Origin of the sequence: Escherichia sp. MOD1-EC6098 (assembly GCF_002965865.1) — a bacterium.
GTDB classification, from domain to species: Bacteria; Pseudomonadota; Gammaproteobacteria; order Enterobacterales; family Enterobacteriaceae; genus Escherichia; species Escherichia marmotae.
The window spans coordinates 73,926-99,219 of the sequence record NZ_PTSN01000017.1; the positions used below are offsets into that span (position 1 = coordinate 73,926).

The following is a 25,294-nucleotide window of genomic DNA, read 5'->3' on the forward strand; positions in this document are numbered from 1 at the left end:
CCGGGACTCAGTATGTGAAATAGACAGTTGCCACACCGTTATAGTGGTCAAACGACACGGCGTTTACCTCATAACTGGCCGGGAGCTTCGAGCCAAGAACGTATCCGGGCCACGTTTTCCATGGAATTTCTCTGCTCTCACTATCGCCATATACCGTACATCCCAGTGAGCCTACAGCTTCATAAGAACGCTTACCGCACGTTATGAACCCCAGATTTTGCTTACTGCCCTTAACAGAAATCGGGAGAGCACTGGCTGATGCGTTAGCAGCGCCCCGCTCCTGTTGGCTTGCGATATTCGCAGAGTTCGCAGCAGCTACAGCAGCCGTTGTCGCGGCGGTAGATGCCACAATAACTGCTGAAGCCTGTGCCTGTTGGGTAACGGTCAGCAATGCCGCCACAAAAATCATCTTCTTCACCTGGTATCTCCTTTACATGCTGTGATTTTTCCAGCGGTTTTGCGCCGCACTTCTGCTCCGCCAGACACCGTAAAAACGAATAGAGGAGCACCCCCTAAAACCCAGATATCTATAGTAAATAACAAGCCTGTTTGAGATACGGATACGCTGCCCTGGCTTTGCTATCAGCAGTCTTGCCTTACGGTTTTTCATCTCATCCTTCCTCGCTTTTTGCAGTTTCAAACCACGCATCCTGCCCCACAACATCATCACCACATGGTGGTTCAGATTCTGAATAGCGACCGGCCCACCAGTATTTACCATTACGATGCTTTGCTGTGCCGCAACGCTGGCATATGAAAATTGACCCATCACGCTGATAATGATGGATGTGCTCGTTACTCATTGTGCAGCCTCCTGTTTTGCCACTTTAAACGCCCGTAACATCGGGACCGTTTTACCGGTGATGACGGTTCTCATTAAAAGACCGCCACCGCTCTCATGGCGCACTTCAGGAGCAACAAACAGCGCCGCATCCACAACCCGGCAATAGCGACGGAACTCCCAGAACCAGCAGGTAACAATGATTTTTGCGGTGACTCCGTAGTCATAAAATTCAATATTCATTTGCAGTTAAACCTTCTTTTGTGACGTTCTACAGCGGCTTTCATGGCGTTGTGCACGGTTCTTTTAATAATCCGGCGTCCCGCACTGTCATAGAACCGCCACCGGGAAGCCTCCGGATATTTAGGGAACTCAACCGCCGCGCTGTCGTCATTCATCCTGTATTCGTGGCGTTCTCCGGGCGGCTGGTATATTGCTTCGGTAACACTGAGAAGTTTAAAAGCCATCGTTATCCCCTCCCCAGTGCCAGCGGCCTGTTGTTCTGACCATTAACTCCCTGATGCAGTCTGGCGTTTTTCCCGGCGATAAAACCGGCTGTAGCAGCAAACTCTGCACCCCTGCACGCTTTAGCTGTGCGCATATCCCCGTCGCGCAGCCCTTTAGTGCTGTGCAGGTTCTTTCTGTAAAGCTCAAGGCGGCTTTTTTCTTCCGGGGAGACGTCATACACCGCAATGACATCACGGGCACCAAAGACCCAGCCTTCGCAGAACTGGTCGCCACGGGCCACCCGCGTGGACGGACCGCAACGTTTGCAGTGTTTATCCTGATATTTCTTGCGCTCTGCCATCATCTGACGGGAAAGCACATCAAACGCGTAGGCCGCAATTTCCGGGCGGCTGTCAGGGCCATAAAAACGAACGTAACGTTTGAGTGAACCAGAAGCCCGGTACTCACCGGAGATGTAACACTCGACACCGAAGGCTTTACATACCAGGTCACACAGGATGTGCATATAACGCGGCGGCGTACTGGCATCGCTCGGCGCACCCGCGCTGGCAGCTTCCTGAATGTCGAACAATTCCGCGTCGTTTTCGCTGATACCATGCTGGCGCATATAAGCCTGGGCTTTTGCAATAGCGTTAGCGGCTTCTTCCGGGCTTGATGTTCCTCTGGCAAGGCGTAACAGTTTTTTGATTTTGGCAATGTATTTATCTTTCATGGTCGCCTGAACCTCAGCGCCCTGGATTCTGAATTACGCAACTTCCAGCACGGCCTTCAGGAACGTGGGGAGTTCGTTCTGGCTGCGGCGCTGGATGAACATCTGCTGTCGATTGAAAACTGGTCGCAAGACGATTAAAACAAACGATTGTCAGATTAATTTCGCGGGCGAATTTTTTTTGCTTGGCGATATTCATAAATAAACTTCCTCAGATTCAGGCGTAAGCCAGCCCTGGCGGGTTTACGCCATATACAAATAAAATTAAAAACAGACTTATTAACTACGACGTTCAGCTTTCCGGTAATGACGGTCAACAGACTTTACGAACGCCTTCACATCACGGGCAATCGAATCCAGCGGATAATATTCATCCAGCAGTTCCATCCCGCTGAATCGAATCTGAAAAAAATCAGGCTTATCTTTATATGACTCCATCAGGTCAATAAACCGCAGCTGACGCGGGAGGGATTCCTGCACGCCTGAAATAGTGAGCAAATCATCTTCAAGGATGTATGCAAGGTCTACCATATCCTTACAGTCAGACATCATGGATATTCTTGTCAGTATGTTCCGTGTGGCGATATACAGCGCGGCTGTGTCATTCGCCATCATGGCGAACAAATCCCCCTGAATATAAGCCCCCTTACTGGCCATAGCATTCCCGGCAATCTGCGCATCAAGTACCACATACATAAAATCGCCAGGTGCACCCAGATGGCCCAGCAATGATGACGCCCATAACGTTACATTGGTTAACTTCCCAGATGAACGGACAGCAAAACCTTCAGGAGTAACAATAAATTCCCAGACTTTATCTTTCATATACAAATCCCCTTAATTCAGGCGCAGACCTGTTTACCTGCGCCATAAAAAAACGAAGTCAGAGTTAAAAATCGAAGACGTCAGTTAATTCCCGCTTCAGTGAAACGCACTCAGAATAAAAGCCCTCGCTCTCACCGCACCATCTGACGACTACACAGCCTTTTGATGTGCCGAACTTAAAGAAACTCCATGTCTGATGACCTTCCCCGACATCACATTCTTCGGTAACCACTTCAGCCTCTGTCAGCGGTTCATCTTTCAGGTCGTCAAGGTCTCCGACGATGTCCTCAATCCAGACTTTTTCGCAGCCTTCCTGAAAGTGGAAAAATGTAAACACGGTTCCCCATACTCCCCGGGAATAATCACCACGAAAAACAAGTTCATCGTTTTCATTCTTAACTACTTCTTTAAATGTACGCCCAAGCATTTCATTGATAACGGTAACACTCATTTTCATTTCTCCAGATTCAGGCGTAAGCCAGCCCCGGCGGGTTTACGCCTGTTTTAAATAACAATTAAAAACAAATTAAATTAATGCGGTGCTTTCAGTGTTTCGACTTTTACGAAATAAGGCTCGACATTAATTTCAACCACACAACCACATTTAAAATCTCTGGCAGGTGAAACGGTTTTCACCACACGACCGCCACGCAACGCCGGATGTGCAGTGTGCATGAAGCTAGTCCCTACCGGATACTGCTTATTAAAGTTCTTCGCATTCATGGCGTGGCCTCCAGCCCTTCAGGTGAGCGTTAGCGCAGAACTCCGCACGATGTTCAGCCCAGATGCGGCGCAGGGTGCTACACGGGCTTTGCGCTGCCTTACGCCACAGCTTTTCAGCCTCGGCATAATCGCCGCGTTGTTCTGCTCTGGACGCGCCCAGCGAATACGCCGCGCAACTATTTCCGGCTCTGTACTCTTTGATATCCTGATGCATGTTAAACCCCTGCAATATCAAGCGGGATTGCGCGGTATTCAGCAGAATCACCGACGCGCTCATACACGCGGATATAGCTTCTGCTGCCAACCACCTGGACGGCTTCACCAATCAGTTTCATGGCGTTATCCCAGCGTTCCTCCGTAATATCGAGACGACGCAGAGCCAGAACGCGCCCGGTGTTAATGTTGCCTTCCTTGTCCGTGCTGAATGCCTCACTGATGATGGCTTTAATTTCAGGGCGCGCTCCTTCCGTCCAGTCAGCCAGGCAGTCATCAATCAGTGCCTTCGCGGTCTGAATGCGTTCATCAAGCGCGATACGGTCCTGCATGGCGCGCTGAATCTTGTAACGCCCGTCAAAGCTGTAAAGCGTGATATTGCCTTTTTTGCCGCCTTTCACAGCGCCGTATTTCTCCGCTGACAGGTCAATAAATGCCTGAATATCACCAAACGCACGCAGTTTCAGTTCACGCAGTGAGGCGGAGGCAGCAATCACCATCTCCACAAGCTCACCGACCAACTGCTCACGGTCTCGGTCAATATCTTTGATAAGACTTTCAGGCGTCATCACACCACGGGCATCAACCCAGTAGCCTTCCTGCACTTTATTTTTTGTATATTGCTTAACTTTATTTTCAGTCGTCATAATTAAATTACCTCAGTGATATTTACAGATTAATTTGTGTTATGTGCGCGAGGCGCAACGTTTTCAGAAAAAAGATTCACGCCGTTATAGTCATTTCTGAGCGTTTCCTTGATAACATCATGTAATCTTGTTGCCACCTGAAACTCCTTTTCGGAAGCTCCGTCCTCCGAATAACTCCCCGTGGTCTGGGTTAAAACACAGCCTTTTTCATCGGTATAGATAATTACTTCTAACTTAACCGCCATTCTGATTTCCTCTCATTGCCATACGACGGTGCAGCCGTCGATACAGGACGTTTTCACCACGCGGCGCAGGCCGCTGAATGTCTGGATGATTTCCGTTACCGGCCATACAGGACCACCCACGGGCGGGCAGGCATAAACCACAGGTAAACGGTGATGCTGTCCCGTTACACGACCGCCAGTGGTGTGGATGGCCACACGGGCACGGGAACGGACGGCGTTAATGGTCTGCTTGTCCATCGTCTTGTTCTCCATCAGTGAATTAACATTTCTGCGAATTTATCAATGGCCTGCACACTGACCGGTGCATCGCTGATATCACAAATCCGGTACACACCGCGCGCCAGTTTGAAGAGGCGGCGGGCATTACCCAGCGAGCGTGCGTAAAGCGCCTCGCTGATTTCCGGTTCTGCTGCTTCCGGCATCAACCCGGTAGCTATCTGGTTAAAATCTTCCTGCGACAACGTATCGCCCAGGTTAAGCGCCAGCGCCACACGGCTGTATAACTGGGCGAACTCACCACGACGCCCCTTAAGGTTAATCAGAAGACGAGGCATACCCGCCAGGACAACCCCGATACCCGCTTTGTCATGCAGACGACGCAGAACCTCCAGTGCGCGATAGGGGAGCAGTTCAGCCTCGTCCACCATCAGCAGGCGACCGGAATCACGCAGTTCGCGCACACAGGCATCTATCAGTTCGTGAATGTTGCCGCGAACCTTTACCCCCAGCTGGCGGCACAACTCCTCAAGCAGTGTTCTGGCTGTATAGCCCGGGTCAGCCTCAATCAGGACCGCATCCCGGTTTCTGGCGGCGTATTCACGCAGAATCATTGTTTTGCCAAGACCTGCCGCGCCATACAGTACGCAGATTTCACATTCCAGGTGAGCATAGGCCAACACCTCCAGTCCTTTGGCAGCCATACCGGTGGCAACAAATTTCGCTTTAATACGGCGGCTGTTTTCCTTTTCCCGCTCACGGGTCACAAAGGCAGAAATGCGTTCTTCAATATCAGCCATATCGCCCTGATATTTACCCTGTAAATACTGGTTGATAACGGCGCTGCTACGACCAATAGCACGGGCGACGTGGGTTTGCGTATAGCCGCGACGGGCCATTACGTCATTTAATTGCGTAATTAAACTCATAATTAAATACCTTTTAAATTAACGGTTGTTTGTGCCGTTTTTCTTTAAATTGCGCTCGCGTTCAGATGCGAATAAATAAAGTTCTTCTTTTTCCTTTTTCTCCTGGCGTTCCAGTCCATATCCCAGATTAAACTCAGGCTTCTGCGTAATAGCCGGGGTAAGCTCGCGTTTAGCCTCTTCGATTTTCTGCGCGGCCCGTGCAATGCGGCCTCTGACGCGTTTCTCCAGTTTTTGCTCGATAACTGGTTTAGCGAAGGCATCAACCTTGTTACCGTTCCAGATGGCATCGCAGATATAAGAGCCATCAGCCCGCCGGACAATGACACTGTTTGCATCATGAATATCGTAACTGACCCTGACTTCATTCCCGTGCTCTGCGGCCAGCTCATACGAGTAATAAATATTGTTGAATAACTGAATTTCCCCGCGAAATGTTTTGCGCGTCACTTCCGGTCTGAACATTTCATGCAGTTCTTCCGGCGACAGGAAATCAATTTCAACATTCTGCTCTTTTATCAGTTTCCGGCGATACGCTGCCGGGCTGTAATATTCGCCATCCTCTTTGCGGGGAAGGCTGCTGTGTGGCCGGTTGTTATAGCGTCTGACCTCCAGTTCTATGGCTGCCATCAGTTGCTCAAAGGTGGGGATTTCATCCCTCGCCTTAACCTGCCGTTTTGTCAGTTCTTTCCCTTTGTGGGTGGCCTTAATGGCTGACTGCATAATCCGTTGCTGCATCATTACGGTTTCCTTGTCTGCTCCCTTTGAGCAGTACGTCTGGAAACTCAGGGCCACATCCCGGGGAATTTCCTTGTTAAGCCTTTCAATCACCCCGCGCCCCTGCGGGTTACCTGGTATCCCCGTGTGATGTTCCACACCCAGCCGGGGGAGAATCCCGGTAATATCGGCATCAAGAACCCGGTTTTTTTCGCCGCCCCCGTTATCGGAGTAATAAATCAGCGGTATCCCGTGCTGTGCCATGCCGTAACGCAACGCATCAGCAACGGCTATCACGTTCTCCGACAGGGACAGCGACCAGCCCACAACAAAGCGTTGCCCCGCATCCATAACCAGCGTCACTTCTGGCCGGAAAATATTGCCGGTCAGTGGGTTAAACGCGGTCATCTTCATACAGTGACCATCCCCGACCCATACCGCATTAACCGGTAGCGATGTCCAGTCGCGCCGCACAAAGGGATTGAGCGAACGCCAGGCTGAACCGGTGGAGCGGAAACGCTCCTTAACAATCACCGGGACGTTGCTTAACACCCGTCTTACTGCGTGAACGGAAGGCAGTGCTGCCAGCATTCCCGCATCATTCGCGTGTTTTTCATGCCACCAGGCTGAAAACTCGCGATAAGCGTATTCAACGGTCGGGCGCTTCCATGAGCGATAGAACATAAAGAAATCGCTCAACCACCAGACCTGCTCCCACGGTGTTCCCTTATGATGACCGGGAGCCAGTAACGCCAGTAACTGATTGGCATCACCGCGCGCCATCAGCCAGGCGGAATACCATTCCTGTAAACATCCCCAGCTGACGCCAGTTCGCTTACCCTGTCTGGCGTTGGCAGTACCTGCGGCCTCAATAATGCGGTCAGGCAATGCCCTCTGACGAATACCATCAACGATGTGTTTTACTGCTGCCGTCCTGGACATTCCTGCGTATTCACGCAGTTTATGCACTTCGGTAGCCAGCAATATCCGCGCATCAGCGATGGCCTTTTGCTTGTCGGTCAGTGCCTGGACTTCGCGTAATGCCAGTTCCGGGCATTTGACCATCACTTCCAGTTCATCGCGAACGGTAACGTTTTTAACTGCCTTCTGCTCAACCACGGCAGGCAGTTGTGCATCTTCCAGAACCTGATGGGTCAGGCGTTTACGTAAAACTTTCTGCGCTTCAGCAGGCAGGCAGTCGATGTGATACTCGAATGCTTTGGTGCCTTCACGCTTGCGCTTCCATTCCGGGTTATTTTCAGCAAGACGATCCAGACGTGCCCGGATGTTTTTTTCTGCTGATGGAAAACCGGATAATCCCAGGCAATCCCGCACTACAAACCACACGATTCCACCTTACACCGCTATTTGCGATGTCTCATGCAAATAGCGACTTGGCCAAATCACATCAGGCGTTACGCCAACAGCCTGGGCAATTACCTGTTCGTATTTGGAGCACGGTCGATAAAACACATTCCGCATGGAACCGGGTTTCAATCCCTGTGCTTTTTCCAGCGAGGGTAAATCAATCCCTTTATTTTTTAACGCCGTTTGAATCGCCATTGCTGACCAGTCATGACCGCGACGAACAAACAGGTCGGTTAGATCTTGTCTCAACAACTGCATTGTGTGATCCTCTCACGTTTATCGAATTCGATAATCAAATTCGATTATCGAATGTGATAAAAGATATGCGATCAAAAGTACGCAGTCAATAACTTTTTGCGTATTTTTAGTCGCAAAAGCACAAAAGTACGCGCGTGCTTGTAACCTATTAATTTATATGGTGAATTATGGAAAAGAACGGAAATGCGCCAATTAACGATAAACGTACTTTTTCTTATGATGGAATAGTACGCTTTAGCGAACGTCTGAGAATCGCCATGGGAGATATGAGTAATCACGCTCTTGCACGGCAAAGCGGCTTATCCGAGGCATCTATAAGAAAGTATGTAAAAGGTGATAGCTATCCAACTATTGATAATGCAGCAAAAGTTGCTGATGCGTGTGGAGTATCTCTTGCGTGGCTGTTAACTGGTGAGGATTGCGGTACTGATGATAATCATAAACGACCAGGCGCGAACAAAAAGACGCAAAAGAAAGCATTAACCAACGCGTACAATGATGCGCAGAACGGATTGCAACTTATATTGGCTAATCTTCTACCTGAAGATGCTGAAATGTTATTCTCGACGCTATGCAAAGTAGGTATTAACGGTGTGTTGGAACGATTACACGCAACTGGTGACCATGTTTTAAGTGCTGACCCAGAAACGGTCATCCGAAGCCTAAACATCAGAGAATCGCTCAAAGATGCCATTAGTGTGGCATTGGCTGGCAACGAAGAAACTGACAAAGAGATTTTGCAACGCGCCAAATCCTGTATCCGAGCAGGAACACCAGGTGATCGCGTTCCCGTCACACCGGAGCAAGAAACTAAGCCTGTAAACAAGAAATCAGCATGAGCGCCTACTGCCTGGTGGGCGCATGCTGCTAACTAATTAGCGACATCCACAACAAAACCAATACAGAAGACGGATAAGAAAGGGACAAATCAAGCAAGGTTAAAACGGGTTTTAAAATCTTTTAAAAGGCGATCGCTTTCCTGCACCACCAGATCAAAGTAGTCCAGAATAAAGCGCAAAAAAAGGCACTTTTGGTCATTTCTTTCAAAACGATCCAGAATCGGTGAAATCTCTCACATCCCGCACCACTCAAGGCTTGCAGGTTCGTCCAGGCTGCTCGGACTCAGTCCAGAATTGATCACCACCCCACACATTGGTATAGTTAGCACCCATAATGCAGGTTGAGATCAACAAGCCGCAGATTATTGGTGTTTTACGCGCAAAGCCCAGCGAAAAGCCCTTCCGCACCAGCAGATCCGCTACCCATCCTGAGAGCAGTACACCGACAAACGCAGCGAGAAATGGCACCGTGGTCATAAAACCCGCTTTCAACGCCGTTATCCCTTTTTCCTGGGTTAAATAGTTCGGGAACCAGGTTAAGAAGAACCACAGCGTAGACGCCACCGCAAATTGCCCGAGATAGACGCCGATCAGTTTACGATGGAACACCAGTTTCCAGTCTTTTGCCGTTAACGGCTGACGCGCCTCTTTTTTCACCGGCGCATCGCCATCCACCAGACCGCCACCATCACGAATGTAATCCAGCTCAGCTTTGCTGATGCCTTTGGTCAGGCGCGGCGGCTGGTAAACTTTAAACCAAATCAGCGACCAGATAATGCCGATACCGCCGGTGACAATGAACACCCAGTGCCAGCTCAACATCTCCTGAATCCAGATCAGCAGCGGAGTCAGAAACGCCAGACCGACAAACTGACCAGAGGTATAAAAACCAACGGCAGAAGCACGTTCATGTTCCGGGAACCAACTGGTCACCATACGGTTATTGGTCGGGAAAGCGGGCGCTTCGAAAATACCGGTTATCGCCCGCAGACCAATTAATGACATTAAGCCCGTGGCAAATCCCTGGAATAATGTCGCCACCGACCAGCCAAATATCGCAATAAAATAAGTCACACGTGAACCCACGCGATCTAAAAACCAACCGCCGGGGATCTGACATAAGGTATAAAGCCAGGCGAAGGCCGAAAATACATAGCCCATTTCAGCTTTAGTAATACCGAACTCTTCCTGAATATGGGCGGAAGCCACGGCCAGGTTGGCGCGATCGACATAACAAATCACTACCGTAATAAAAATCATCACCAACGTCAGATAACGCCGACGCCCCGGCTTTGCTGCATTTACGGGAATATCCATAGCGAGCTATCTCCTGATTTTGGGCATAGCGAGGCCGCTCACCATGCCCTGTAAGTTACAGAGGGTTATATTTTTGTATTGCTGTTTTAGTGCCCGATGAGGGGCTTACGTGGCAGGAATTACCACTCTGCTACGCTGTTATCTTCATGACGCCAGAGCGGATTACGCCAGTCCGGGGCATTTTTACTGAACTCAATGACTTTGGCTTCGTCGATTTCCACGCCTAAGCCCGGTTTCGTTAGCGGTTTAAAGAAGCCGCCGACCATGCTGAAGTCCTCTTTGTTTTTCACAAAGTCGAGTAACTCCGCGCCTTTGTTGTAATGAATGCCCATACTTTGTTCCTGAAGTACGGCGTTATAGGAGACAAAGTCGATATGCAGGCAAGCAGCCAGTGCAATGGGGCCGAGCGGACAGTGCGGCGCAAGAGTCACGTCATAGGCTTCCGCCATTCCGGCAATTTTGTAGCATTCGGTAATACCGCCCGCGTGGGAGAGATCCGGTTGCAGGATCGAAATTCCCCCCGCCTCCAGCACGCGTTTAAAATCGAAGCGCGAGAACATGCGCTCCCCCGCTGCCAGCGGAATGTGAGTTTGCGCCGCCAGTTTCGGGTAGTATTCGGCTTGTTCCGCCAGCACCGGCTCTTCAATAAATAGCGGGCGATACGGTTCCAGTTCTTTAATCAGCACTTTCGCCATCGGCGCGCTGACGCGACCGTGAAAATCAAGGCCAAACTCAATCTGATTACCAAAGGCTTCACGAATTTGTGCCACGGTGTTGACCGCCGCATCTACCGCGCGGGAGTTATCAATCAGACCCAGTTCTTCACAACCGTTCAGTTTGAAAGTATCGAAGCCGATTTCACGCAGGGTTTTAATGCCGTCGATAACATCCGCCGGACGATCGCCGCCGACCCAACTGTAGGCTTTGATTTTGTCGCGGACCAGGCCACCCATTAGTTGCCAGACGGGCGCATTCAGCACTTTGCCTTTGATATCCCATAACGCCTGGTCGATCCCGGCGATGGCGCTCATCAGAATGGGGCCGCCACGATAAAAACCGGCGCGATACATCACTTGCCATAAGTCGTTGATGCGCGATGGATCCTGACCAATCAGATAGTCACCCAGCTCGTGAACTGCCGCTTCCACCGTGCGGGCGCGGCCCTCGATCACCGGTTCGCCCCAACCGACCACGCCTTCATCGGTTTCAATTTTCAGGAACATCCAGCGGGGAGGTAAACGATACGTGGTAATTTTGGTAATTTTCATTGCACTGCCTCTCGATACGCCTTAACAAATGCTGCTGCCTGCTGCGCGGTACGTTCCACGGACTGTCCGGCGCGATAGAGATCGCTACCTAAGCCCGCTCCAGCACAACCAGCGTCTATCCACTGCGCCAGGTTTTCTGGCGTCACGCCGCCAACGGCAAAGACCGCGATGTCCTGCGGTAATACCGCTTTTAATGCTTTGATGTATTGCGGGCCAAAAGCCGATGACGGAAATATTTTCAGTGCCTGCGCGCCTGCTTCGAGCGCGCTAAAGGCTTCGGTCGCCGTCGCACAACCGGGGCAAACGGTCATGCCGTAACCCACCGCACGACGAATGACCTCACTATGGATATTGGGCGTAACGATGAGCTGGCAGCCCATCCTGGCGAGCGTATCAACCTGCTCAGGTTTCAGTACCGTACCTGCGCCAATCAACGCTTTGTCGCCGTATGCTTCAACGACTGCGGGAATGCTTTGCTCCCATTGGGGAGAATTCAGCGGGATTTCAACCGCGTCGAACCCGGCGTCAATCACCGCGCCAACATGCGCCAGCGCCTCGTCAGGCGTAATGCCGCGCAAAATGGCGATCAGCGGGAGTTTAGTTTGCCACTGCATGAGCAATGCTCCTTATACCAGCCAGAAATGCCGTGTCGCCCGCCACCGCCGTTACGTCGCAACCCATAGCCTGAAAGGCTTGTTGGTAACGCACGGTCAGCGATGTTCCGGCGACAAGGGTGATAGCCTGTTGATGAGCCACGTCGTCGCGCATACTGCCGACCTCAGCACCAATCAACAAACCAGAGAGAAATTCGCTGACCTGTTCGCGGGGAAGCGTTCCCAGCACATGCGAGGCGCGAACTTCAAAAAGTTGCGGCAATACGGCGGGAGCATTAAGGCCGCGTTCAAGACCGGCCGCGAAGGCATCGGCAGAGTTTTCCTGCGGCGGCAAACCAGCCCCAATCAATGACTGATTTAGCAGTAAATGGTGCAATTCACCGGTCATCACGGTGCGAAAATCGTTGATTTGCTGGCTATCGGCTTGCACCCATTTGCAATGCGTACCGGGCATAACATAAAGAGAGGAAGGAGCAAGAGCACGCGCGCCAAGCAATTGTGTTTCTTCGCCGCGCATCACATTGTGGTTATCATCATGAGAGACGCATAATCCGGGAATAATCCAGATATTGTCGCCAACAGACGTTAACTGTTCACCAATAGATGAGAAACAGGCAGGAACGGATAAATAAGGAGCGACTTTCCAGCCAACATTGCTGCCGACCATTCCTGCCATCACCACTGGCGTATTCTCTTCACGCCAGCCTGCTATCACTTCTGCTAACACCGCAGCCGGAGATTTTCCGTTCAGGCGCGTGACGCCTGCTTCTGATTGCCTGCTGTCCAGGCAGTTGTCGCTCTGATAAAGCCAGGCGCGCAGATTGGTCGATCCCCAGTCAATTGCGATGTAGCGAGCTGTCATGTGATTTCCTTTAATCTTCGTGTCGAGCTGGCGATCATGGTAAGCGCCGCCTGCTCTGCCGCATCGCCGTCCTGATGCCGTATCGCATCGAACAGCGCCTTATGTTCCTGAAGCGTTTGCGGCATGTTGGCCTCATCGCCCATCCAGGTTCGTTCAAAAACTGCCCGCTGCAGCGAACTAATCGCGATGCTAAGTTGCTGTAACACCGGGTTATGTACCGACTGAAGTACCGCCTCGTGGTAGCGAATATCAGCTTCGTTAAACGCCTCGCGATCCTGATTGTTAGCAATCATCTCGTTCAGCGCCGATTCAATCTGAGCCAGATCGCTGGAGGTCGCGCGCTCTGCCGCCCAACGGGCAATCGCCGGTTCCACCAGATTTCGCACTTCGCTCATTGCACTGATAAGCCGTGGGTCGTAGTCGTTTTCCAACACCCATTGCAGTACGTCAGTGTCGAGGTAATTCCACTGATTACGCGGTGCCACAAATGCGCCGCGATAACGCTTCATTTCAATCAGCCGCTTCGCCATCAGCGAGCGGAACACTTCACGAATGATGTTGCGCGAGGTTTCAAACTCCTCACAGAGTTCCGCCTCGGCCGGAAGCGGCGAGCCAGGTACATATTTACCGTGAACGATCTGTTTACCCAGTGTAATGACAATGCGATCGGTTTTATTGAGAGTCATGAAGAGTCCTTGTGCTCTGTATGTTCTGCTCTACTTTACCCCGATCGATGCATAACGCGGCAACTTTGTAGTACCAGCATGATGATATTCGCGTTTACTGTACGTGTAATGTAGTACAAATATGTATTGTTGTACTACAATTTAGATCACAAAAAGAACAATACATAAGAAAATGGCATCCATCAGGCACAAATCTGAAAAGGGTTGTCAGGGAGTAAACAGGCGGGGAAATAAAGGTATGCTTCCAACGGCTTAGCATTCTTGTTTAAAGGATTAATCATGCAATTGAATTTTCAAGGATTTATTAAAGCAGCCTGTTTATGTTCTTTAGCATTCGCGTTGACCGGATGTCTAACCGCTGGACTGGTTTTCAATACCGCAAGCTCTCCACATGCCCAGCAATGGCGCTCAGACACGATTAAGGGTCTATCGCTGGCAGAGGATAGTAACGGTACGAAAGGCTATGTTTTTGTTGGAGAGTCGCTGGACTACCTGTTGACCAACGGCGGCGATGAGGTGGTTAAAATGCTGAACGACCCGGCAATTCATGGCGAAAGAATCACCGTTTCCGATAACGCGAAATTTATTTTGAGCAGCGGTCATAAGAATTTTTCTGGTGCTATTACGCTCTATTACGACTGGAACGGTGAGGAAGATAAAACACTGGCGACACAATATGGCTTTGTGTGTGATACCCAGCGTTGTACATGGATGCTGGACGGCCTGAAAGGCTCTATCCACCAGAAAAATAAAAAAGCGGATTACTCAAACGTGATGGTTTTCCATCAACCCTTTACAGTGGGATTTTATAAGTACAAAACAACAGATGGCGTCCCGCGCGGCCTCGCTAACGCGTTGCTGCCAGTCACTCTTACGCTGGATATAGTAACATCACCACTCCAGTTCCTGATTTTATGCACGACCAGAAATTGTTAATCGCTGCGGGCAAACGCGTTTATGCAGTTTGCCCGCCCACTGATTAATTAAGCACATACTTTTCAATAGCAAACGCCACGCCATCTTCAAGGTTGGATTTGGTGACAAAGTTCGCCACTTCTTTCACCGAAGGAATAGCGTTATCCATCGCCACACCGACGCCTGCATATTCAATCATTGCGATGTCGTTTTCCTGATCGCCAATCGCCATAATTTCTTCCGGTTTAATGCCCAGCACATCCGCCAGCGATTTCACACCGGTACCTTTATTGACGCGTTTGTCGAGGATTTCGAGGAAGTACGGCGCGCTTTTCAGTACGGTATATTTCTCTTTCACTTCCTGTGGAATACGCGCGATGGCCTGGTCGAGGATGGCGGGTTCATCAATCATCATCACTTTCAGGAACTGGGTGTCAGGGTCCATTTTCTCCGCTTCGCAGAACACCAACGGAATGGTCGCCACAAATGATTCATGTACCGTGTAATAGCTGATGTCACGGTTGGCGGTGTATAGCGTGGTGCGATCCAGTGCATGGAAATGAGAACCGACTTCGCGAGAGAGTTTTTCCAGGAAACGGTAGTCGTCATAACTCAGGGCTGTTTGCGCCACGGTGCTGCCATCAGCGGCCTTCTGCACCAGTGCACCGTTATAAGTAATACAGTAGTCGCCCGGCTGTTCCATATGCAGCTCTTTCAGGTAGCTGTGAACACCTGCATAAGGACGACCTGTCGTCAGCACGACATTCACCCCGCGGGCGCGAGCTGCGGCAATCGCATTTTTAACGGCGGGTGAAATGGTGTGATCGGGCAGCAGAAGGGTGCCATCCATATCGATAGCAATGAGTTTGATAGCCATGAGTTCCCCAGGTAGATTGATTCCTGACCCATGCTAACGCGATTCCGCTCAAAAATCAGTACAACACCCGAGGGAAAAGGGGGATGCAACGCGCCTTGCGTGCTCCCCTTTTGCTTAGCGGAAGAGTTTCCCTTTCAGCAACTCCATGCCTGCGGAAAGCAGATCGTTATTGGCTTGCGGTGAAACTTCGCCCTGCGGAGATAGCGCATCAATAATCTTCGGCAATTGTTCCGCCAGCATGTTGGAAGCAGCACTGGTATCTACGCCGAGTTTTTGCCCGAGATCGGCTACTGCATTCGTACCCAGTGCCGATTCCAGTTGTTCGCCGCTAACCGGTTGATTGCCCTGTTGATTACTCAACCAGGTTGAGAGAATGGCACCTAAGCCGCCACTTTGCAGTTTCTCCAGCAGCACCTGGATGCCGCCCTGCTCTTCAACCCAGCTCAGAATGGCCTGATATTTCCCCGCATCGCCTTTCAGAAAGGCACCGACAACTTCATCGAAAAGTCCCATGATAATCACCTGTAAAGCGTTACGTGTTGACTCAGAAAGTATAGTTCTGCGGGATGATAGTTGCGGATTACAGGAGTAAAAAGGGCGGAGATCATCTCCGCCCTTTTCTTATAGCTTCTTGCCGGATGCGGCGTAACCGCCTTATCCGGCCTACAAAATCATGAAAATTCAATATATTGCATGAGTATTGTAGGCCTGATAAGCGTAGCGCATCAGGCACGCTCGCATTGCTAATGCCATTAAATATCGATATTCGCCGCTTTCAGAGCGTTCTCTTCGATAAACGCACGACGCGGTTCAACAGCATCACCCATCAGAGTTGTGAACAACTGGTCGGCAGCAATCGCATCTTTAACGGTAACGCGCAGCATACGACGGCTTTCCGGATCCATAGTGGTTTCCCACAACTGCTCCGGGTTCATTTCGCCCAGACCTTTATAACGCTGGATGGAGAGGCCACGACGGGACTCTTTCACCAGCCAGTCCAGCGCCTGCTCGAAGCTGGCTACCGGCTGACGACGCTCACCACGTTCGATAAACGCATCTTCTTCCAGCAAGCCACGCAGTTTCTCGCCCAGCGTGCAGATACGACGATATTCGCCACCGGTGATGAACTCGTGATCCAGCGGGTAGTCAGTATCCACGCCGTGGGTACGCACGCGAACAATCGGCTCGAACAGGTTTTTCTCGGCATTGGTGTGGACATCAAACTTCCACTGGCTGCCATGCTGCTCTTTATCGTTCAGTTCTGTCACCAGCGCATTCACCCAACGGGTAACAACCTGCTCGTCAGAGAGATCCGCTTCCGTCAGCGTCGGCTGATAGATAAGCTCTTTCAGCATCGCCTTCGGATAACGACGTTCCATACGAACGATCATTTTCTGCGCCGCATTGTACTCAGACACCAGCTTTTCTAACGCTTCGCCAGCTAAAGCTGGTGCACTGGCGTTGGTATGCAAAGAAGCACCATCCAGCGCGATGGAGATTTGGTACTGATCCATCGCCTCATCGTCTTTAATGTACTGTTCCTGCTTGCCTTTCTTCACTTTGTACAGCGGCGGCTGGGCAATGTAGACGTGACCGCGTTCAATGATTTCCGGCATCTGACGATAGAAGAAGGTCAACAGCAACGTACGAATGTGCGAGCCGTCGACGTCCGCATCGGTCATGATGATAATGCTGTGATAACGCAGTTTGTCCGGGTTGTACTCGTCACGACCGATACCGCAGCCAAGCGCGGTGATGAGCGTTGCCACTTCCTGGGAAGCCAGCATCTTATCGAAACGGGCTTTCTCGACGTTGAGGATTTTACCCTTCAACGGCAGAATCGCCTGGTTTTTGCGGTTACGCCCCTGCTTCGCAGAGCCGCCCGCGGAGTCCCCTTCCACAAGGTACAGTTCAGAAAGCGCCGGATCGCGTTCCTGGCAGTCCGCCAGTTTGCCCGGCAGGCCGGCTAAGTCCAGTGCACCTTTACGACGCGTCATTTCACGCGCACGACGTGCCGCTTCACGGGCGCGGGCAGCATCGATAATTTTACCAACCACGATTTTCGCATCGGTTGGGTTTTCCAGCAGGTATTCTGCCAGCAGTTCGTTCATCTGCTGTTCTACCGCCGATTTCACCTCAGAAGAAACCAGTTTGTCTTTAGTCTGGGAGGAGAATTTCGGATCTGGTACTTTCACGGACACAACCGCAATCAGGCCTTCACGCGCATCGTCGCCGGTGGCGCTGACTTTGGCTTTTTTGCTGTAACCTTCTTTGTCCATGTAGGCGTTCAGAGTACGGGTCATCGCCGCACGGAAGCCCGCCAGGTGAGTACCGCCATCACGCTGCGGAATGTTGTTGGTAAAGCAGTAGATGTTTTCCTGGAAGCCATCGTTCCACTGCAATGCCACTTCAACGCCGATACCGTCTTTTTCGGTGGAGAAGTAGAAGATGTTCGGGTGGATCGGCGTTTTGTTCTTGTTCAGATACTCAACGAACGCCTTGATACCGCCTTCATAGTGGAAGTGGTCTTCTTTGCCGTCACGTTTGTCTTTCAGGCGAATGGAAACGCCGGAGTTAAGGAAGGATAACTCTCGCAGGCGTTTCGCCAGAATTTCATATTCAAACTCGGTTACATTGGTGAAGGTTTCGAGGCTCGGCCAGAAACGTACCATAGTGCCGGTTTTATCGGTATCGCCGGTAACCGCCAGCGGTGCCTGCGGTACACCGTGCACGTAGATCTGACGGTGAATTTTACCTTCACGCTGGATAACCAGCTCCAGTTTTTGCGACAGGGCGTTTACTACCGAAACACCAACGCCGTGCAGACCGCCGGACACTTTATAGGAGTTATCGTCAAATTTACCGCCTGCGTGCAGCACGGTCATGATCACTTCTGCCGCCGATACACCCTCTTCCGGGTGAATACCGGTCGGAATGCCACGCCCGTCATCCTGTACAGAGACGGAATTATCAGCATGAATAGTGACGATAATTTCTTTACAGTGACCCGCGAGCGCTTCGTCGATAGCGTTATCTACCACCTCGAATACCATGTGGTGCAGACCGGTGCCGTCATCCGTGTCGCCGATATACATACCAGGGCGCTTACGCACCGCATCCAGCCCTTTCAGGACTTTGATACTGGAGGAGTCATAAGAATTCGACATCAACGTTTCTCGCTCATTTATACTTGGGTTAATCCGTTATTTTACCCTTTTCCACGGTAAACATCTTCGAATTTTCGTCCGACATGTCTATAACGTGTTCAGCACTGATCGCGCTGACAAAGACCTGTGATTGCGTCGCTTTTAAGCGGCTGGCAAGCAGCCCGCGACGCTCATCATCAAGCTCAGAGGCAAAATCATCTATCAGGTAGAGACACCGCCGCCCGCTTTCACGGGTGAGGAACTCTCCTTGCGCCAGACGTAAGGCGCACATCAGCAGCTTAAGCTGCCCACGCGATAAGGTATCTTCCACCGGCGCACCGTCGGCGCGAATGCGTAAGTCCGCTTTATGCGGGCCGTGCGCAGTGTAGGTTAGCTGGCGATCGCGTTCAAAATTACGTTCCAGCACCTCAGCGTACTCTGTCTCTTTCTCCCAGCCGCGCTGGAAAGAGAAAGTCAGAGAAAACTCAGGGAGAAATTGCTTACAGGTATCGGCCATATCGGCGGCGATACCGGCGCTGTACTGGGCGCGCCAGGCGCTGATTTGCTCCGCCAGCGGGATCAGTTCTTTATCCCACGGGCGGAGCTGTTCGTAACGTGACACCTGCCTCAGCGCCGCATTACGCTGCTTGAGCAATCGCTTGAGATTGCTCCAGGCGGTGAAAAATCCGGGTTCGTTGTGAAAGCATCCCCAGTCGAGGAATGCTCTTCTGTATTTGGGGCCACCGTTGAGTAAAGTAAACCCCTCAGGCGTTATCAACTGCATCGGCATCAGGTGCGCCAGTTCCGCAACTTTATGCCCGTCAGTACCGTCAATACGGACTTTACTGTCGCCCTGTTTGTCTTTGGTTAAGCCAATCGCCGTCTCGCGCTCTGCGCCCTGTAAACGCCCGTGAAGAACAAACGCCTCCTGCTCGTGGCGAATGACGCGACCAATCTGCAAACTGCGAAACGCCCGGCCGTGGCCGAGCGTATAGATAGCTTCCAGCACGCTGGTTTTGCCACTGCCGTTGGCACCCACCAGAAAGTTAAAGCCGGGAGATAAAGCGAGATCCGCGGTTTCGATATTGCGGAAATCGCGGATCAACAAGCGGGTGAGGGACATTACAGTCTCATTGGCATGACAACATAAGCCGCACTCTGGCTGGCCGCATCTTCAATCTGCACGCTGGAAACTGAATCGGTCAGCATCATGCGCACGTTTTCACATTTCAGCGCGTTCAGAACATCCAGCACATAGCTGACGTTAAAGCCGATTTCCATCTCCGCGCCGCTGTAGGTGACGTCGAGGATCTCTTCCGCTTCTTCCTGTTCCGGGTTGTTGGCGGTGATCTTCAGTTGATTTTCACTGACATACAGACGCACGCCACGGAATTTCTCGTTAGAGAGAATTGCCGCACGAGCAAACGCCTGCTTGAGCAGATCGCAGCCTGCTTCCAGATGTTTGTCCGGGTTCTTCGGCAGAACGCGACGGTAATCCGGGAATCGACCATCCACCAGTTTGGAGGTAAAAATAAAGTCACCTACGTGGGCGCGAATGTTGTTGCTGCCAATCTGCACGCGCAGCGGATTGTCGCCGCCGTCGAGCATACGCATCAGTTCAATCACGCCTTTACGCGGCACGATCACCGAATGGCTCGGCAAAGACTGACCAATTGGCATTGAACAGACCGCCAGGCGGTGGCCGTCAGTCGCCACGGTGCGCAGTTCTTCACCTTCGGTTTCGAACAGCATACCATTTAAGTAATAGCGAACGTCCTGATGCGCCATCGAAAACTGGGTCGCTTCAATCAGACGTTTCATCGTTGCCTGCGGCAGGGTAAATTCAACTTCGCTCTGCCAGTCATCAAGGTTCGGGAAATCCGCCGCTGGCAGAGTAGAAAGCGAAAAACGGCTGCGCCCGGAGCGCACCAGCATCCGCTCACCTTCCAGTTGCACAGCAATTTCCGCGCCTTCAGGCAGACCACGGCAGATATCAAAGAATTTGCGCGCCGGAACGGTCGTCGCCCCTGGTTCGTGCGGCTGAATCAGCGCAACACGAGCCACCATTTCCATCTCGAGATCAGTACCGGTCAGCGACAACGTACCGTCAGCAACCTGTAACAGCAGATTACCGAGAATCGGTAGCGTAGGACGACCACCTAACGGACCGCTTACCTGTTGTAGCGGTTTTAATAAATGCTCACGTTCTACGGTAAATTTCATAGGTTTACGATGACAATGTTCTGATTAAATTTGAAAAATCTTCTTTGATATCATGGCTCTCTTCACGCAACTGCTCGATCTTACGGCAGGCATGAAGCACCGTTGTATGGTCACGACCGCCAAACGCATCACCGATCTCCGGCAGACTGTGGTTAGTCAGCTCTTTCGCCAACGCCATCGCCATCTGGCGCGGACGTGCCACCGAGCGAGATCGACGCTTGGAAAGGAGATCTGCGACTTTGATCTTGTAGTACTCCGCCACCGTCTTCTGAATATTGTCGATGGTGACCAGTTTTTCCTGCAATGCCAGCAAATCGCGCAACGCTTCGCGCACGAAGTCAATGGTGATCGCCCGTCCGGTAAAGTTGGCGTTAGCAATAACACGGTTCAGCGCCCCTTCCAGCTCACGCACATTAGAGCGTAGACGCTTGGCGATAAAGAATGCCACTTCACCCGGCAGACGAATGTCATTTTCGTCTGCCTTTTTCATCAGGATCGCCACACGGGTTTCCAGCTCTGGCGGTTCGATCGCCACAGTCAACCCCCAGCCGAAGCGGGATTTCAAACGATCCTCAACGCCGTTGATCTCTTTCGGATAACGATCCGAAGTAAGAATGATCTGTTGATTACCTTCCAGCAAGGCGTTAAAGGTGTGGAAAAACTCTTCCTGGGATCGTTCTTTATTAGCAAAAAACTGAATATCGTCGATCAGCAGCGCGTCAACAGAACGGTAGTAGCGTTTAAACTCTTCGATCGCGTTGTTTTGCAGGGCTTTTACCATGTCCTGAACAAAGCGTTCGGAGTGCATATAAACCACTTTGGCATTCGGCTTGCGCGCCATAATGCCATTGCCCACCGCATGTAGCAGGTGAGTTTTACCCAGCCCCGTGCCGCCATAAAGGAACAGCGGGTTATAGGCACCGCCAGGGTTGTCTGCCACCTGACGAGCCGCCGCGCGCGCCAGTTGGTTAGATTTACCTTCGACGAAGTTATCAAATGTATGTTTAACGTTAACGTTGGAACGATAGGTCGGTTCTGCCGGAGCCGGAACGTTATCCCAACCTGAGCGCGTAGAAGGCGCCGCACGTTGCGGTTGCACCTGAGCAGCCTGAGCCGGTGCAACTGTATTGCTGGCAGGGACTTTCAGCGTTTGTGTCACGGGCTTTGTGCCCACTTCAAAACGCAACTGTGGGGCATCCGCTCCGCAGAAACTGGTTAGCAGTCCATTGATATTATTGAGGTACTTGTCCCGTACCCAATCGAGGACAAAACGGTTTGGCGCGTACAAGGCCAGCGTGTTATCGCTCAGTTCCGCCTGCAATGGGCGTATCCACATACTGAATTCTGTGGCTGGTAACTCATCCTGCAATCGGGCAAGACATTGCTGCCAAAGCGAAAGTGACACGGCGGACTCCACTCGAACAAAAGTCGATTATGACTAAGGCTGAAACATTCATGATTGTTGACGCACGTCGAAAAGACCCTGCATAAGGGTGACGCACGAACCGCTGTCTGCGGTTATATGCCCGATCAAGATCCTGCAAAACGATCGGGACCGCGGATCATAGCCTAAACTGCGCAAGAGATCTTCTGTTTCTCACAGATTTTCCCGATTTATCCACAGGATGATCCAGAACCCGCTAAGTGTAAACGATCCAGACACCAGGCGGGCACGATTTAAGCCGCATATTGGAAAATTTAATGACCATAGACAAAATTAGGCTTAATCGATCTAATAAAGATCCTGGACGATCCTTGCGCTTTATCCGGTAGCCCGTATAATCCTCCACCCGGCGCGTAATGCTGGTTTTCACCGGTATATAGTTGTACTTTTTCCCTGTGAAAAGGTGCGGAAAAGCGCGGTAAATAAGGAAAGAGAATTGACTCCGGAGTGTACAATTATTACAATCCGGCCTCTTTAATCACCCATGGCTTCGGTGTCCATCGTTCGGTTTTCGGGCGGATATCCAATAAAGCCATTGAATTTATTCAAGTTTAGGTAGAAATCGCCATGAAACGCACTTTTCAACCGTCTGTACTGAAGCGCAACCGTTCTCACGGCTTCCGTGCTCGTATGGCTACTAAAAATGGTCGTCAGGTACTGGCACGTCGTCGTGCTAAAGGCCGTGCTCGTCTGACCGTTTCTAAGTAATAAAGCTAACCCCTGAGTGGTTAAGCTCGCATTTCCCAGGGAGTTACGCTTGTTAACTCCCAGTCAATTCACATTCGTCTTCCAGCAGCCACAACGGGCTGGCACGCCGCAAATCACCATCCTCGGCCGCCTGAATTCGCTGGGGCATCCCCGTATCGGTCTTACAGTCGCCAAGAAAAACGTTCGACGAGCGCATGAACGCAATCGGATTAAACGTCTGACGCGTGAAAGCTTCCGTCTACGCCAACATGAACTCCCGGCTATGGATTTCGTGGTGGTGGCGAAAAAAGGGGTTGCCGACCTCGATAACCGTGCTCTCTCGGAAGCGTTGGAAAAATTATGGCGCCGCCACTGTCGCCTGGCTCGCGGGTCCTGATAGCCCTCATTCGGGTCTACCAACGCCTGATTAGTCCGCTACTCGGGCCGCATTGTCGTTTCACTCCAACTTGTTCAAGCTACGGAATTGAGGCATTGCGCAGGTTTGGAGTGATAAAAGGCAGTTGGTTGACGGTGAAACGCGTATTAAAATGCCACCCTTTACACCCTGGTGGTGACGATCCCGTCCCGCCCGGACCATTTGATACCAGAGAACACTAACGATGGATTCGCAACGCAATCTTTTAGTCATCGCTTTGCTGTTCGTGTCTTTCATGATCTGGCAAGCCTGGGAGCAGGATAAAAACCCGCAACCTCAGGCTCAACAGACCACGCAGACAACGACCACCGCAGCGGGTAGCGCCGCCGACCAGGGCGTACCGGCCAGTGGCCAGGGGAAACTGATTTCGGTAAAAACCGACGTGCTTGATCTGACCATCAACACCCGTGGTGGTGATGTTGAGCAGGCTCTGCTGCCGGCTTACCCGAAAGAGCTGAACTCTACCCAGCCGTTCCAGTTGCTGGAAACCTCACCGCAGTTTATTTATCAGGCACAGAGCGGTCTGACCGGTCGTGATGGCCCGGATAATCCGGCTAACGGCCCGCGTCCACTGTATAACGTCGAAAAAGACGCTTATGTGCTGGCCGAAGGTCAAAACGAACTGCAGGTGCCGATGACGTATACCGATGCAGCAGGCAACACGTTTACTAAAACGTTTGTCCTGAAACGTGGTGATTACGCTGTCAACGTCAACTACAACGTGCAGAACGCTGGCGAAAAACCGCTGGAGATCTCCACCTTTGGTCAGTTGAAGCAATCCATCACTCTGCCACCGCATCTCGACACCGGAAGCAGCAACTTCGCACTGCACACTTTCCGTGGCGCGGCGTACTCCACGCCTGACGAAAAATACGAAAAATACAAGTTCGATACTATTGCCGACAACGAAAACCTGAACATCTCTTCGAAAGGTGGTTGGGTCGCGATGCTGCAACAGTATTTCGCGACGGCATGGATCCCGCATAACGACGGCACCAACAACTTCTATACCGCTAATCTGGGTAACGGCATCGCCGCTATCGGCTATAAGTCTCAGCCGGTACTGGTTCAGCCTGGTCAGACTGGCGCGATGAACAGCACCCTGTGGGTTGGCCCGGAAATCCAGGACAAAATGGCGGCAGTTGCTCCGCATCTGGATCTGACCGTTGATTACGGTTGGTTGTGGTTCATATCTCAGCCGCTGTTCAAATTGCTGAAATGGATCCATAGCTTTGTGGGTAACTGGGGCTTCTCCATTATCATCATCACCTTTATCGTTCGTGGCATCATGTACCCGCTGACCAAAGCGCAGTACACCTCCATGGCGAAGATGCGTATGCTGCAGCCTAAGATTCAGGCCATGCGTGAGCGTCTGGGCGATGACAAACAGCGTATCAGCCAGGAAATGATGGCGCTGTACAAAGCTGAGAAGGTTAACCCGCTGGGCGGCTGCTTCCCGCTGCTGATCCAGATGCCAATCTTCCTGGCGTTGTACTACATGCTGATGGGTTCCGTTGAACTGCGTCAGGCACCGTTTGCACTGTGGATCCATGACCTGTCTGCACAGGATCCATACTACATCCTGCCGATCCTGATGGGCGTAACGATGTTCTTCATTCAGAAGATGTCACCGACCACCGTGACCGACCCGATGCAGCAGAAGATCATGACCTTTATGCCGGTCATCTTCACCGTGTTCTTCCTGTGGTTCCCGTCAGGTCTGGTGCTGTACTATATCGTCAGCAACCTGGTAACCATTATCCAGCAGCAGTTGATTTACCGTGGTCTGGAAAAACGTGGCCTGCATAGCCGCGAGAAGAAAAAATCCTGATTCGGTGAGTTTTCGCTAAAATAAGGGCGGTCAGTTGACCGCCTTTTTTCTTT

33 protein-coding genes and 1 pseudogene are annotated in these 25,294 nt (G+C 51.4%); 7 read left to right on the top strand and 27 right to left on the bottom strand.

Annotated features, from left to right (window positions below; translation table 11 throughout):
- Positions 1–7: 7 nt before the first annotated feature.
- The 16 genes from C0K55_RS17735 to C0K55_RS17810 form a co-directional block, all read right to left on the bottom strand.
- Positions 8–418 (bottom strand): hypothetical protein, encoded by a 411-nt coding sequence (locus C0K55_RS17735; protein WP_105266276.1) that lies wholly within the window; start codon positions 416–418, stop codon positions 8–10.
- A 193-nt stretch (positions 419–611) separates the two neighbouring features.
- Entirely contained in the window at positions 612–803 is a 192-nt protein-coding gene (locus tag C0K55_RS17745) for a hypothetical protein (protein WP_053896998.1), read from the bottom strand.
- Positions 800–1,024 carry a hypothetical protein gene (locus C0K55_RS17750; protein WP_105266274.1) on the bottom strand — a complete coding sequence of 75 codons (225 nt, stop codon included), beginning with the start codon at positions 1,022–1,024 and terminating at the stop codon, positions 800–802. Before C0K55_RS17750 ends, C0K55_RS17745 begins: the two co-directional genes overlap by 4 nt.
- Positions 1,021–1,248 carry a hypothetical protein gene (locus C0K55_RS17755; RefSeq protein ID WP_053896999.1) on the bottom strand — a complete coding sequence of 76 codons (228 nt, stop codon included), beginning with the start codon at positions 1,246–1,248 and terminating at the stop codon, positions 1,021–1,023. Before C0K55_RS17755 ends, C0K55_RS17750 begins: the two co-directional genes overlap by 4 nt.
- A gap of 2 nt (positions 1,249–1,250) precedes the next feature.
- Positions 1,251–1,961 (bottom strand): DUF2786 domain-containing protein, encoded by a 711-nt coding sequence (locus C0K55_RS17760; protein ID WP_105266273.1) that lies wholly within the window; start codon positions 1,959–1,961, stop codon positions 1,251–1,253.
- 13 nt (positions 1,962–1,974) lie between these two features.
- Positions 1,975–2,157, bottom strand: coding sequence for a hypothetical protein (locus C0K55_RS26130; RefSeq protein ID WP_157942646.1), 183 nt, complete (start codon positions 2,155–2,157; stop codon positions 1,975–1,977).
- A gap of 80 nt (positions 2,158–2,237) precedes the next feature.
- Positions 2,238–2,783, bottom strand: a complete 546-nt coding sequence (locus tag C0K55_RS17765; RefSeq protein ID WP_105266272.1) for a hypothetical protein — start codon at positions 2,781–2,783, stop codon at positions 2,238–2,240.
- A 64-nt stretch (positions 2,784–2,847) separates the two neighbouring features.
- Positions 2,848–3,234: a DUF7448 domain-containing protein gene (locus C0K55_RS17770; protein WP_000117574.1), complete on the bottom strand. Its 387-nt coding sequence runs from the start codon at positions 3,232–3,234 to the stop codon at positions 2,848–2,850.
- 80 nt (positions 3,235–3,314) lie between these two features.
- On the bottom strand, positions 3,315–3,506 hold the full coding sequence (locus C0K55_RS17775) for a hypothetical protein (RefSeq protein WP_105266271.1): 192 nt from the start codon (positions 3,504–3,506) through the stop codon (positions 3,315–3,317).
- Positions 3,487–3,720: an ANR family transcriptional regulator gene (locus tag C0K55_RS17780; protein ID WP_012904653.1), complete on the bottom strand. Its 234-nt coding sequence runs from the start codon at positions 3,718–3,720 to the stop codon at positions 3,487–3,489. The genes C0K55_RS17775 and C0K55_RS17780 overlap by 20 nt, the downstream gene beginning before the upstream one ends.
- A 1-nt stretch (position 3,721) precedes the next feature.
- Positions 3,722–4,366 carry a DUF3164 family protein gene (locus C0K55_RS17785; protein ID WP_105266270.1) on the bottom strand — a complete coding sequence of 215 codons (645 nt, stop codon included), beginning with the start codon at positions 4,364–4,366 and terminating at the stop codon, positions 3,722–3,724.
- A gap of 29 nt (positions 4,367–4,395) precedes the next feature.
- Complete coding sequence (locus C0K55_RS17790) at positions 4,396–4,611, bottom strand: hypothetical protein (RefSeq protein WP_105266269.1); 216 nt, start codon at positions 4,609–4,611, stop codon at positions 4,396–4,398.
- Positions 4,612–4,623: 12 nt separating this feature from the next.
- A complete protein-coding gene (locus C0K55_RS17795; RefSeq protein WP_000361028.1) occupies positions 4,624–4,848 on the bottom strand; it encodes a hypothetical protein in 225 nt (74 codons plus the stop codon).
- 14 nt (positions 4,849–4,862) lie between these two features.
- On the bottom strand, positions 4,863–5,756 hold the full coding sequence (locus C0K55_RS17800; RefSeq protein ID WP_105266268.1) for an AAA family ATPase: 894 nt from the start codon (positions 5,754–5,756) through the stop codon (positions 4,863–4,865).
- An 18-nt stretch (positions 5,757–5,774) separates the two neighbouring features.
- Positions 5,775–7,817 carry a Mu transposase C-terminal domain-containing protein gene (locus tag C0K55_RS17805; protein ID WP_105266267.1) on the bottom strand — a complete coding sequence of 681 codons (2,043 nt, stop codon included), beginning with the start codon at positions 7,815–7,817 and terminating at the stop codon, positions 5,775–5,777.
- A gap of 9 nt (positions 7,818–7,826) precedes the next feature.
- Complete coding sequence (locus C0K55_RS17810; RefSeq protein ID WP_077781711.1) at positions 7,827–8,096, bottom strand: helix-turn-helix domain-containing protein; 270 nt, start codon at positions 8,094–8,096, stop codon at positions 7,827–7,829.
- Positions 8,097–8,263: 167 nt separating this feature from the next.
- Between C0K55_RS17810 and C0K55_RS17815 the strand changes: the two genes are divergently transcribed.
- Complete coding sequence (locus C0K55_RS17815; protein WP_105266266.1) at positions 8,264–8,935, top strand: helix-turn-helix domain-containing protein; 672 nt, start codon at positions 8,264–8,266, stop codon at positions 8,933–8,935.
- A gap of 288 nt (positions 8,936–9,223) precedes the next feature.
- On the opposite strand, the pseudogene C0K55_RS17820 reads toward C0K55_RS17815, so the two are convergent.
- The 5 genes and pseudogenes from C0K55_RS17820 to dgoR all read right to left on the bottom strand — a co-directional run.
- A pseudogene (locus C0K55_RS17820) lies at positions 9,224–10,252 on the bottom strand (MFS transporter); the annotation flags it as partial.
- A 119-nt stretch (positions 10,253–10,371) separates the two neighbouring features.
- The gene (dgoD, locus tag C0K55_RS17825; RefSeq protein WP_000705001.1) at positions 10,372–11,520 is read right to left on the bottom strand and encodes a galactonate dehydratase; all 1,149 of its coding nucleotides are present in this window, start codon (positions 11,518–11,520) and stop codon (positions 10,372–10,374) included.
- Positions 11,517–12,134 carry a 2-dehydro-3-deoxy-6-phosphogalactonate aldolase gene (dgoA, locus tag C0K55_RS17830; protein ID WP_001198729.1) on the bottom strand — a complete coding sequence of 206 codons (618 nt, stop codon included), beginning with the start codon at positions 12,132–12,134 and terminating at the stop codon, positions 11,517–11,519. Before dgoA ends, dgoD begins: the two co-directional genes overlap by 4 nt.
- Positions 12,118–12,996, bottom strand: coding sequence for a 2-dehydro-3-deoxygalactonokinase (dgoK, locus tag C0K55_RS17835; protein ID WP_016249429.1), 879 nt, complete (start codon positions 12,994–12,996; stop codon positions 12,118–12,120). Before dgoK ends, dgoA begins: the two co-directional genes overlap by 17 nt.
- A complete protein-coding gene (dgoR, locus tag C0K55_RS17840) occupies positions 12,993–13,682 on the bottom strand; it encodes a D-galactonate utilization transcriptional regulator DgoR (protein ID WP_001517430.1) in 690 nt (229 codons plus the stop codon). Before dgoR ends, dgoK begins: the two co-directional genes overlap by 4 nt.
- Positions 13,683–13,961: 279 nt before the next feature.
- On the opposite strand from dgoR, the gene C0K55_RS17845 reads away from it, so the two are divergent.
- Positions 13,962–14,618: a hypothetical protein gene (locus tag C0K55_RS17845; RefSeq protein WP_105266265.1), complete on the top strand. Its 657-nt coding sequence runs from the start codon at positions 13,962–13,964 to the stop codon at positions 14,616–14,618.
- Positions 14,619–14,661: 43 nt separating this feature from the next.
- On the opposite strand, the gene yidA is transcribed toward C0K55_RS17845, so the two are convergent.
- The 6 genes from yidA to dnaA form a co-directional block, all read right to left on the bottom strand.
- Positions 14,662–15,474, bottom strand: coding sequence for a sugar-phosphatase (gene yidA, locus C0K55_RS17850; protein ID WP_061090992.1), 813 nt, complete (start codon positions 15,472–15,474; stop codon positions 14,662–14,664).
- Between the two features lie 114 nt (positions 15,475–15,588).
- Positions 15,589–15,987: a YidB family protein gene (locus tag C0K55_RS17855; RefSeq protein ID WP_000522197.1), complete on the bottom strand. Its 399-nt coding sequence runs from the start codon at positions 15,985–15,987 to the stop codon at positions 15,589–15,591.
- A gap of 239 nt (positions 15,988–16,226) precedes the next feature.
- Entirely contained in the window at positions 16,227–18,641 is a 2,415-nt protein-coding gene (gene gyrB / locus C0K55_RS17860) for a DNA topoisomerase (ATP-hydrolyzing) subunit B (RefSeq protein ID WP_000072079.1), read from the bottom strand.
- 28 nt (positions 18,642–18,669) lie between these two features.
- Positions 18,670–19,743: a DNA replication/repair protein RecF gene (recF, locus tag C0K55_RS17865; RefSeq protein WP_000060099.1), complete on the bottom strand. Its 1,074-nt coding sequence runs from the start codon at positions 19,741–19,743 to the stop codon at positions 18,670–18,672.
- Entirely contained in the window at positions 19,743–20,843 is a 1,101-nt protein-coding gene (gene dnaN, locus C0K55_RS17870) for a DNA polymerase III subunit beta (RefSeq protein WP_000673456.1), read from the bottom strand. The genes recF and dnaN overlap by 1 nt, the downstream gene beginning before the upstream one ends.
- Positions 20,844–20,847: 4 nt before the next feature.
- Positions 20,848–22,248, bottom strand: coding sequence for a chromosomal replication initiator protein DnaA (gene dnaA, locus C0K55_RS17875; protein ID WP_000059100.1), 1,401 nt, complete (start codon positions 22,246–22,248; stop codon positions 20,848–20,850).
- Between the two features lie 296 nt (positions 22,249–22,544).
- On the opposite strand from dnaA, the gene C0K55_RS27185 reads away from it, so the two are divergent.
- The 5 genes from C0K55_RS27185 (at position 22,545) to yidC (ending at position 25,241) form a co-directional block, all read left to right on the top strand.
- A complete protein-coding gene (locus C0K55_RS27185) occupies positions 22,545–22,616 on the top strand; it encodes a hypothetical protein (protein WP_122983130.1) in 72 nt (23 codons plus the stop codon).
- Positions 22,617–22,854: 238 nt separating this feature from the next.
- Complete coding sequence (rpmH, locus tag C0K55_RS17885; protein ID WP_000831330.1) at positions 22,855–22,995, top strand: 50S ribosomal protein L34; 141 nt, start codon at positions 22,855–22,857, stop codon at positions 22,993–22,995.
- A 16-nt stretch (positions 22,996–23,011) separates the two neighbouring features.
- Positions 23,012–23,371, top strand: coding sequence for a ribonuclease P protein component (gene rnpA / locus C0K55_RS17890; protein WP_000239730.1), 360 nt, complete (start codon positions 23,012–23,014; stop codon positions 23,369–23,371).
- Positions 23,335–23,592 carry a membrane protein insertion efficiency factor YidD gene (gene yidD / locus C0K55_RS17895; RefSeq protein WP_001307474.1) on the top strand — a complete coding sequence of 86 codons (258 nt, stop codon included), beginning with the start codon at positions 23,335–23,337 and terminating at the stop codon, positions 23,590–23,592. The genes rnpA and yidD overlap by 37 nt, the downstream gene beginning before the upstream one ends.
- A gap of 2 nt (positions 23,593–23,594) precedes the next feature.
- On the top strand, positions 23,595–25,241 hold the full coding sequence (gene yidC, locus C0K55_RS17900; protein WP_000378258.1) for a membrane protein insertase YidC: 1,647 nt from the start codon (positions 23,595–23,597) through the stop codon (positions 25,239–25,241).
- The last annotated feature ends 53 nt before the right edge of the window (positions 25,242–25,294 follow it).

What these genes read in the sequence shown, in the direction of transcription:
- C0K55_RS17785 (WP_105266270.1), bottom strand. Translation starts at nt 4,366, where the DNA reads ATGACGACTGAAAATAAAGTTAAGCAATATACAAAAAATAAAGTGCAG.
- C0K55_RS17770 (WP_000117574.1), bottom strand. Translation starts at nt 3,234, where the DNA reads ATGAGTGTTACCGTTATCAATGAAATGCTTGGGCGTACATTTAAAGAA.
- yidC (WP_000378258.1), top strand. Translation starts at nt 23,595, where the DNA reads ATGGATTCGCAACGCAATCTTTTAGTCATCGCTTTGCTGTTCGTGTCT.
- dgoD (WP_000705001.1), bottom strand. Translation starts at nt 11,520, where the DNA reads ATGAAAATTACCAAAATTACCACGTATCGTTTACCTCCCCGCTGGATG.
- C0K55_RS26130 (WP_157942646.1), bottom strand. Translation starts at nt 2,157, where the DNA reads ATGAATATCGCCAAGCAAAAAAAATTCGCCCGCGAAATTAATCTGACA.
- C0K55_RS17750 (WP_105266274.1), bottom strand. Translation starts at nt 1,024, where the DNA reads ATGAATATTGAATTTTATGACTACGGAGTCACCGCAAAAATCATTGTT.
- C0K55_RS17760 (WP_105266273.1), bottom strand. Translation starts at nt 1,961, where the DNA reads ATGAAAGATAAATACATTGCCAAAATCAAAAAACTGTTACGCCTTGCC.
- C0K55_RS17775 (WP_105266271.1), bottom strand. Translation starts at nt 3,506, where the DNA reads ATGAATGCGAAGAACTTTAATAAGCAGTATCCGGTAGGGACTAGCTTC.
- yidD (WP_001307474.1), top strand. Translation starts at nt 23,335, where the DNA reads ATGGCGCCGCCACTGTCGCCTGGCTCGCGGGTCCTGATAGCCCTCATT.
- C0K55_RS17815 (WP_105266266.1), top strand. Translation starts at nt 8,264, where the DNA reads ATGGAAAAGAACGGAAATGCGCCAATTAACGATAAACGTACTTTTTCT.
- recF (WP_000060099.1), bottom strand. Translation starts at nt 19,743, where the DNA reads ATGTCCCTCACCCGCTTGTTGATCCGCGATTTCCGCAATATCGAAACC.
- C0K55_RS17845 (WP_105266265.1), top strand. Translation starts at nt 13,962, where the DNA reads ATGCAATTGAATTTTCAAGGATTTATTAAAGCAGCCTGTTTATGTTCT.
- C0K55_RS17855 (WP_000522197.1), bottom strand. Translation starts at nt 15,987, where the DNA reads ATGGGACTTTTCGATGAAGTTGTCGGTGCCTTTCTGAAAGGCGATGCG.
- C0K55_RS17810 (WP_077781711.1), bottom strand. Translation starts at nt 8,096, where the DNA reads ATGCAGTTGTTGAGACAAGATCTAACCGACCTGTTTGTTCGTCGCGGT.
- dgoK (WP_016249429.1), bottom strand. Translation starts at nt 12,996, where the DNA reads ATGACAGCTCGCTACATCGCAATTGACTGGGGATCGACCAATCTGCGC.
- gyrB (WP_000072079.1), bottom strand. Translation starts at nt 18,641, where the DNA reads ATGTCGAATTCTTATGACTCCTCCAGTATCAAAGTCCTGAAAGGGCTG.
- dgoR (WP_001517430.1), bottom strand. Translation starts at nt 13,682, where the DNA reads ATGACTCTCAATAAAACCGATCGCATTGTCATTACACTGGGTAAACAG.
- C0K55_RS17790 (WP_105266269.1), bottom strand. Translation starts at nt 4,611, where the DNA reads ATGGCGGTTAAGTTAGAAGTAATTATCTATACCGATGAAAAAGGCTGT.
- C0K55_RS17780 (WP_012904653.1), bottom strand. Translation starts at nt 3,720, where the DNA reads ATGCATCAGGATATCAAAGAGTACAGAGCCGGAAATAGTTGCGCGGCG.
- dnaN (WP_000673456.1), bottom strand. Translation starts at nt 20,843, where the DNA reads ATGAAATTTACCGTAGAACGTGAGCATTTATTAAAACCGCTACAACAG.
- C0K55_RS17755 (WP_053896999.1), bottom strand. Translation starts at nt 1,248, where the DNA reads ATGGCTTTTAAACTTCTCAGTGTTACCGAAGCAATATACCAGCCGCCC.
- C0K55_RS17745 (WP_053896998.1), bottom strand. Translation starts at nt 803, where the DNA reads ATGAGTAACGAGCACATCCATCATTATCAGCGTGATGGGTCAATTTTC.
- C0K55_RS17800 (WP_105266268.1), bottom strand. Translation starts at nt 5,756, where the DNA reads ATGAGTTTAATTACGCAATTAAATGACGTAATGGCCCGTCGCGGCTAT.
- C0K55_RS17795 (WP_000361028.1), bottom strand. Translation starts at nt 4,848, where the DNA reads ATGGACAAGCAGACCATTAACGCCGTCCGTTCCCGTGCCCGTGTGGCC.
- yidA (WP_061090992.1), bottom strand. Translation starts at nt 15,474, where the DNA reads ATGGCTATCAAACTCATTGCTATCGATATGGATGGCACCCTTCTGCTG.
- rpmH (WP_000831330.1), top strand. Translation starts at nt 22,855, where the DNA reads ATGAAACGCACTTTTCAACCGTCTGTACTGAAGCGCAACCGTTCTCAC.
- C0K55_RS17765 (WP_105266272.1), bottom strand. Translation starts at nt 2,783, where the DNA reads ATGAAAGATAAAGTCTGGGAATTTATTGTTACTCCTGAAGGTTTTGCT.
- dgoA (WP_001198729.1), bottom strand. Translation starts at nt 12,134, where the DNA reads ATGCAGTGGCAAACTAAACTCCCGCTGATCGCCATTTTGCGCGGCATT.